A 6,241-nucleotide genomic window follows, 5' to 3' on the forward strand; every position below is an offset into this window, starting at 1 on the left:
CGCGTGCCACGCACCGCCCGGGGGCACTCGAGAAGAGAAAGACCCCGGTTCGCACGATCGCGCGCAAACCGGGGTCGGAAACCTCAGCGCAGAGGGCTCAAGGGGACTCAGCGGGGCTCAGACCATCACTTCGATCAACCGCGGTCCCGGCTCAGCCAGTGCCTCGGAGAACGCGGCGTCGAGCTGCTCGACGGTCTCGACACGACGGGCCGGCACGCCCATCCCCTCGGATATGGCGGACCAGTTCGGCACCGGGTCGCTGAGGTCGAGCAGCGATGAGGCCTTCGGTCCGAAGTCCGGCACGCCGACATTGACCATCTCATTGCGCAGGATCTGGTACTTCGCATTGTTGAAGATCAGCGTGACGACGTCGAGGCCCTCGCGTGCCTGCGTCCACAGCGCCTGCGGCTGATACAGCCCCGAGCCATCGCTTTCGAGCGTGACGACCTTGCGGTCGGGACACGCGATCGCGGCGCCGGCGGCGACCGGCATGGCGTAGCCGATCGACCCTCCGGTGCCGGAGAACCAGTCATGCGGCTGCGCTGCTGCGGTCAGCGACCAGAACCCTCCGCCGGTCGTGATCGACTCATCGACGACGATCGCGCCCTCCGGAATCCGGGCACCGAGGAACGCGCCGATCTTCTCCGGCGTGATCTGCCCGCTCGGCAGCTCCGGCGGTGCCAGCGGGGCGGCCTGTCCATGGCCGGTCCCCACCTTGGGAGCGGCCCCACCCGAGGCGCCGACCGCCTCGGCGAGGGCCTCAAGGGCGGCGAGCGAATCGCCTTCGCGCTTGCAGAGCTCGAAGAACGTGGTGCCCGGCTGGGTGAGCTCGCTGCGCTTGTCCGGGTAGGCGAAGAACGCCACCGGGGCCTTCGAGTCGATGAGGATGAGCGCGTCGTAGCGGCGCAGCAGCTCCTGGGACGGCTCCACGGGGTAGGGGACCTTGATCGTCGGCACGCGGCCGGCACCGCGTTCGGTGCGCGGGGCGAAGGTGTCCGAGAGCAGATCGGCCCCGGTGGCCGCTGCGATCCGGCCGGCGAGGGCAAGCTGTGCAGAGCGCAGGGAGCGCCCGCCCATGAGAAAGGCGGTGCGGTGACCGGAGCTGCGCAGCCGTTCGGCAGCGGCTTCGACGACGGCGGCATCGAGGACCGGGCGCGGCAGCGCGGCAGCCCGCGGCAGAGCGGTGTCGGCGGTGACCGGGTTCCATGCGGTGTCGGCCGGCAGGATGAGCGAGGCGACACGGCCAGCATCGGCCTGGCTGATCGCATCGGCGGTGTCAGAGGCGATGGTGTCCGGCGAGGGCGAAGTGCGCACCCAGTGGCTGAACGGGCGGGCTGCGCCCTCGATGTCCGAGGTCAGCGGCGCATCGAGGTGGCGGTGGTAGGTGGCGTGATCGCCGATGACGTTGACGATGCCAGCGCGGGCGCGCAGGGCGTTGTGCATGTTCGACAGACCGTTGGCCAGCCCGGGCCCGAGGTGGAGCAGCGTGGCGGCCGCGCGATCGGTCATGCGGGAGTAGCCGTCGGCTGCGCCGGTGACGGTGCCTTCGAACAGGCCCAGGACTCCGCGGATGCTCTTCGCCTGGTCGAGGGCGGCCACGAAGTGCATCTCCGAGGTGCCCGGATTGGCGAAGCACACCTCGATGTCGTTGTGCTCCAGAGTGGCGAGGAGGTGGTCGGCGCCGTTGGTCATCGGTCCTCTGCTTTCTGCTACTGCTACTGCTACTGACCGGAGGCTGGCATGTGTGCGCGCAAGGCTGACGGCGATGGTCGCGGGGCTGGCGATCATGCTCGCTGGAGCCGGTCTGCTGGGGGCGTGATGGAACTGTCGTCAGCAGCGGCTCCGCGTCGATGCGGGCCGGGTGAAGCTGACCGCTCTCATCTCATCACCAGCGGGCAGTCTGCGCAAGGTGGCTGGGGCCTGCGGGCATGCCGGATCAGCCGATCCCGGTGACTCCGCGGACGGTCTTCGCGCCATCGACCGGGTCGACGATGAAGAGCTTCTCCGGTCCGCCCCCGCTGTCTGTCAGACCGGAGATGCCGAAGAGCCCGAGCGCGGGAGCGGCCTGTTCGACGATCGGGAAGCTGCCGTCCTCCGGTGCGAAGGTCCACAGCTCCTTGCCGGTGATCGCGTCGTAGCCGACGATGGTCCCATCAGGTCCGGGCAGCGCTGCGATCGGGGCCCGGTCCTCGGTGCCTGGGAGCACGAGATCCGACAGGCCGCGCGGATCCATAGCGGAGTCGCTGTGCTCATAGAAGTCTGCGCCCGGAATCTGAGTCTCGAACTCCTCGCCGTGCTTGCCGGTGCCGTCGTCGAAGAGGCGGAACTGCTGCGTCTGCTGCCCCGCGACGCCGGCGAGCCCGAGTTCGCCGGCTCGACCAGGCCGAACTCGCCCTTGACGACCCGGCGGAGTTCTTCGAACTCTCCCGCCGCTTCCACATCGAACTCGTCGACGCGTGCGCGAACGCGTATCTGCGCTCAGTGCTCACCAGCGTGTGGGACCACCCGGTCCAGCAGCGCATCGGCGCCCGGGCCGGAGCCGACCGCGCCCAGTGGCAGGCTGCCCTGGCCACCCACCGAGAGCTGCAGGCCGCGCTCGCAGGCGGCGACGGTGCGGCAGCTGAGGCCGCACTCATGCGCTGTCACACCGACTGAGGTGTCAGCTGCGATGCTGCAGCATCTGGGATGAGGTCGCCCGGGCCGTGGCGCATGCGAACCAGCCGCAGCCGGTTCGCAGCTGAGCATGAGGGCTGCGACCGCCTGGACTCGCATGTCCATGTTTACGTCAGCGTCACCGGCAGGCCATGTCGGCCTGTCACCCTCGGGAGCATGGATGCAACGCTTGCGGCTCTTCGCACCTGGATCGAGACCACCGGACAGCAGTGGCTGGCCGATGACAACATCACAGGCATCGACATCGCCCACAAGGTCGTCGAGGGCATGACACTGGATGCCGTGTGCCTGCGCTTCACCGTGCACCGCAAGCTTGCAGCCGCCGACCCGGCTGCCACCATCCCGCCGTATGTCAGCATCGGCGAGCGCATCGTTCCCACCGATGTGATCGAAGCCCGCCCGTTTTCCGCCGCCCGCCAGCCGGTCCGCGCCCACGCCTGACCGGCACTGACCCGGCTGCTTGTTGCGCTGCGGCGTAGACTGAGGGCATGACTGCACAGGATCGCAAGACTCCAGGACCATCGGTCAAAGACGACGAGATGTATGAAGCGCTGCGCCGTGAAGGCAACAGCAAGGAGAAGTCCGCGCGCATCGCCAATGCTGCCGCGCAGGACTCCCGCTCTGATGTGGGCGAACGCGGCGGAGAGTCCGGCTCCTACGAGGACTGGACCGTCGAACAGCTGCGCGAGCGCGCCGCCGAACTCGATATCGCCGGCCGCTCGGAGATGAACAAAGACGACCTCATCGCAGCCTTGCGGGGGTAAACCCCACCCCACCTGACCGGCTGCCCCATGTCCGGCAGCCGCAGGATCGGCCAGGCTGGAAGCATGACCACGTCTGAGCCCAGCAGTCGCCCTGCCGCGCACACCGCCCCAGCGCCCCCGTCGGCCGCAACCCTGCCAGCCGCGACCCCGCCAGTTGCAGCCCCGCCGCACACCACGGCCACCCCACCGGCCGCCGCGCCGCAGGCGGCCTCGGCCGATACCGCACTCCTCGACTCCCCAGCCCCGTCGCCGGGCAGCAGCCGCCGGATCGGCGCTCTCGATGCTGTGCGCGGCTTCGCGCTGTGCGGCATCATCTTCGCCAACGTCCCCGGGATCCTCAATCTCGATCCGCGGGAAGGCGAGAGCATCAATACGGTGGCGACGATCGTCTACCGGTGGGTCGACGGACACTTCTTCCCGCTGTTCTCCCTGCTCTTCGGCATCGGCTTCGGCCTCATGTGGCTCTCGGCCACCCGCCACAGCCCGCGCCCGCGGCTGGTGATGCTCAGGCGGCTGGGCTTCCTCACTCTCCTCGGCATCGGCCACACCCTCCTGCATCCGGGTGAAGCGCTCATCTACTACGGCGCCCTCGGCATCATCGTGCTGCTGCCGCTGACCCTCCTGCCCGCCCGCACCGTCGCCCCGGTCCTGGGCACCGCCGGGATCGCACTGCTGACTGCCGGGGCCTGGTTCGGCGGGCCGACCCTCATCCCCGGACTCTTCGTCCTCGGCTTCTGGCTCGGCACCTCCGGTCAGGTCGCCCGCGCCTTCGCACCCTTCCCGGCCCTCATGCTCCTGCTGGTCGGCGCGGCACTGTCCAGCTACGTCTACACCGCCAACGGCTTCCCGCCGACGGTCAACTCCTCCTTCGACAGCCTCTACGCCACCGGCGGTACCGCGATGTACCTCGGCGCGTTTGTGCTGCTCCTGGCTTCCCCGCTGCGCGGATTCCTCCACGCGGTCTTCGCCCCGCTCGGCCGGCTGGCGCTGACGAACTACATCACCGCCACCCTGCTCATGCTCGCGATGCTCATCCCCACCCGGGCGCTCGGCATCGTGCCGACGGACACACTGAACGGCTGGCAGCTGGTCATGGCCAGCTGCGTGCTCATCCTCGCCCTCCAGTGGGTGTTCTCAACGCTGTGGCTGCGCGGCTTCACGCAGGGTCCGCTCGAATGGGTGTGGCGCAAGGTCACGTGGCTGGGCACCCGCCCGCTGCCGCTGCGGCGCACGAGCTGACCGCGCCCGAGGCGCCGGTCACCACACCGTCGTACCGCGCCCGAGGCGCCGGTCACCACAGCAATGGCAGCGGCCGCACCGATGTGCGACCGCTGCCATCTACAGTTTCAGCCGTCGAGCAGCCAGTCGTTGGGGGCGAAGAGCTCGAAGTGCACCTGCTCATCGGCGAAGCCGTGCGCACTCAGCTGTGTGCGCATATGCTGCAGAAACCCGTTCGAGCCGTACACATAGACATCGGCATCGGTGGGCAGCTCCACCTCGTCGAGGCTGATGAAGCCCTGCCGTGCCCCCTCACCAGGATCGGTCTCGTACCAGGTCAGCGCCTGCCCGTCGGACAGCGCACCGGGCAGCTGCGTGCGCTGCGCGGCCAGCGCATCGACAGCCGGGTGAAGGTCGCCGTGCAGGGAGATGACTCTGCGCTGCGAGCTGTTGGCGACCAGGTACTCCAGCATCCCGATCATCGGGGTCGCGCCGATGCCGGCGGAGAGGAGCACCACCGGCGTGTCTGTATGGGAGAGCACGAGGTCACCGAAGGGCAGCGTCACCTCGAGCGTGTCGCCGACGGCCACATGGTCGGCGAGGAAGTTCGAGACCTCCCCAGCCGGCGCCTCGGCGGTGGCCCCGATCCGTTTGACTGCGAAGGTCAGCTCACCGGCAGAGGCGTCATCGACGAGGCTGTACTGGCGCATCTGGCGCGCACCGTCGGGCAGCCGGGCCCCGACGGAGATGTACTGGCCGGGCAGGTGTGCCGGCAGCGGTGCATCGCCTTCGGCAGCGGCGACGGTGACGAGCATGACGTCCCCGGGCAGGTCGACGCGGTTGGTGACGGTGACGGTGCGGAACACATCGCCATCGGCCACGCCGGCCGAACGGTAGAGCTCGCGCTCGAACTCGATGAGCACATCGGCCATGATCCAGTACACGGCATCCCAGGCTTCTGCGACCTCGGCGGTGACGGTGTCAGCGCCGAGCACCTCGACGATGGCGGCGAAGAGATTGTCGTGCACGATCTGGTACTGATCGGCAGTGATCCCCAGGCTGGCGTGCTTGTGGCCGATGTGCTGGAGCAGATCCACCCCAGAGTCAACCAAACCCGACCCTAGGAGATGCAAGTCAATCTGAAACGGATTATTGCGAGCGTTGCCGCGGCAACTGCTCTGGCAGTAGGCCTAACATCGGTCAACATTGCTCCAGTCGTCGCTGATGAGATGCCGACGCAGACGGGCGAGGTCGCCACCGCCCAGCCTGCCGACACAGAAGTTGAAGAAGCGGGAGACGTGGCGTTGACTGATGCTGCCGACGCGGACATTGTGGTGAAGCGGGAAGGAGATACAGTCACGACCACGGTTGAGGCAGAGGAGGTGGAGTCCAGCATCGATGTGTCCACCTCAGAAGACGGACCGCTCGACGAACTGATTCAATCGGTTCGTCCTGACTTGGCTCAAATTGGTGTGATGGATATCATATTGACACTATGACCTGCGGGTTTGGGTTGTGAAGTGCTGGAATTCCTGACTAATCGGGTGGTTGGGGTGGCGGTAGGCTGTGGGATATGCCACTGCCGA

General features: G+C 68.0%; 8 protein-coding genes. 5 read left to right on the top strand and 3 right to left on the bottom strand.

Translation table 11 applies throughout. The features are described 5' to 3' along the window. Positions 1 to 117: 117 nt before the first annotated feature. The gene (locus ACFFN1_RS03990; protein ID WP_376838813.1) at positions 118 to 1,692 is read right to left on the bottom strand and encodes an acetolactate synthase large subunit; all 1,575 of its coding nucleotides are present in this window, start codon (positions 1,690 to 1,692) and stop codon (positions 118 to 120) included. Between the two features lie 244 nt (positions 1,693 to 1,936). After that, the gene (locus tag ACFFN1_RS03995) at positions 1,937 to 2,233 is read right to left on the bottom strand and encodes a hypothetical protein (protein ID WP_376838815.1); all 297 of its coding nucleotides are present in this window, start codon (positions 2,231 to 2,233) and stop codon (positions 1,937 to 1,939) included. 26 nt (positions 2,234 to 2,259) lie between these two features. On the opposite strand from ACFFN1_RS03995, the gene ACFFN1_RS04000 reads away from it, so the two are divergent. The 4 genes from ACFFN1_RS04000 (at position 2,260) to ACFFN1_RS04015 (ending at position 4,676) form a co-directional block, all read left to right on the top strand. Next, a complete protein-coding gene (locus tag ACFFN1_RS04000; protein ID WP_376838838.1) occupies positions 2,260 to 2,655 on the top strand; it encodes an FCD domain-containing protein in 396 nt (131 codons plus the stop codon). A 174-nt stretch (positions 2,656 to 2,829) separates the two neighbouring features. After that, positions 2,830 to 3,114 carry a hypothetical protein gene (locus tag ACFFN1_RS04005; RefSeq protein ID WP_376838817.1) on the top strand — a complete coding sequence of 95 codons (285 nt, stop codon included), beginning with the start codon at positions 2,830 to 2,832 and terminating at the stop codon, positions 3,112 to 3,114. 47 nt (positions 3,115 to 3,161) lie between these two features. Beyond that, entirely contained in the window at positions 3,162 to 3,437 is a 276-nt protein-coding gene (locus ACFFN1_RS04010) for a DUF7218 family protein (RefSeq protein WP_376838818.1), read from the top strand. A 63-nt stretch (positions 3,438 to 3,500) separates the two neighbouring features. Then, on the top strand, positions 3,501 to 4,676 hold the full coding sequence (locus ACFFN1_RS04015; RefSeq protein WP_376838820.1) for a DUF418 domain-containing protein: 1,176 nt from the start codon (positions 3,501 to 3,503) through the stop codon (positions 4,674 to 4,676). Positions 4,677 to 4,783: 107 nt separating this feature from the next. On the opposite strand, the gene ACFFN1_RS04020 is transcribed toward ACFFN1_RS04015, so the two are convergent. Then, entirely contained in the window at positions 4,784 to 5,752 is a 969-nt protein-coding gene (locus ACFFN1_RS04020) for a globin domain-containing protein (RefSeq protein ID WP_376838822.1), read from the bottom strand. A gap of 30 nt (positions 5,753 to 5,782) precedes the next feature. Here ACFFN1_RS04020 and ACFFN1_RS04025 point away from each other — a divergent pair, with 30 nt between their 5' ends. Further along, a complete protein-coding gene (locus tag ACFFN1_RS04025) occupies positions 5,783 to 6,154 on the top strand; it encodes a hypothetical protein (RefSeq protein ID WP_376838824.1) in 372 nt (123 codons plus the stop codon). Positions 6,155 to 6,241 lie beyond the last annotated feature (87 nt).

It is taken from the genome of Brevibacterium otitidis, assembly GCF_042429315.1.
Lineage (GTDB): Bacteria > Actinomycetota > Actinomycetes > Actinomycetales > Brevibacteriaceae > Brevibacterium > Brevibacterium otitidis.

Bases quoted from the DNA above. Each gene is read 5' to 3' on its own strand.
- ACFFN1_RS03990 (WP_376838813.1), bottom strand. From the start codon at position 1,692: ATGACCAACGGCGCCGACCACCTCCTCGCCACTCTGGAGCACAACGAC.
- ACFFN1_RS03995 (WP_376838815.1), bottom strand. From the start codon at position 2,233: ATGGATCCGCGCGGCCTGTCGGATCTCGTGCTCCCAGGCACCGAGGAC.
- ACFFN1_RS04005 (WP_376838817.1), top strand. From the start codon at position 2,830: ATGGATGCAACGCTTGCGGCTCTTCGCACCTGGATCGAGACCACCGGA.
- ACFFN1_RS04010 (WP_376838818.1), top strand. From the start codon at position 3,162: ATGACTGCACAGGATCGCAAGACTCCAGGACCATCGGTCAAAGACGAC.
- ACFFN1_RS04015 (WP_376838820.1), top strand. From the start codon at position 3,501: ATGACCACGTCTGAGCCCAGCAGTCGCCCTGCCGCGCACACCGCCCCA.
- ACFFN1_RS04025 (WP_376838824.1), top strand. From the start codon at position 5,783: ATGCAAGTCAATCTGAAACGGATTATTGCGAGCGTTGCCGCGGCAACT.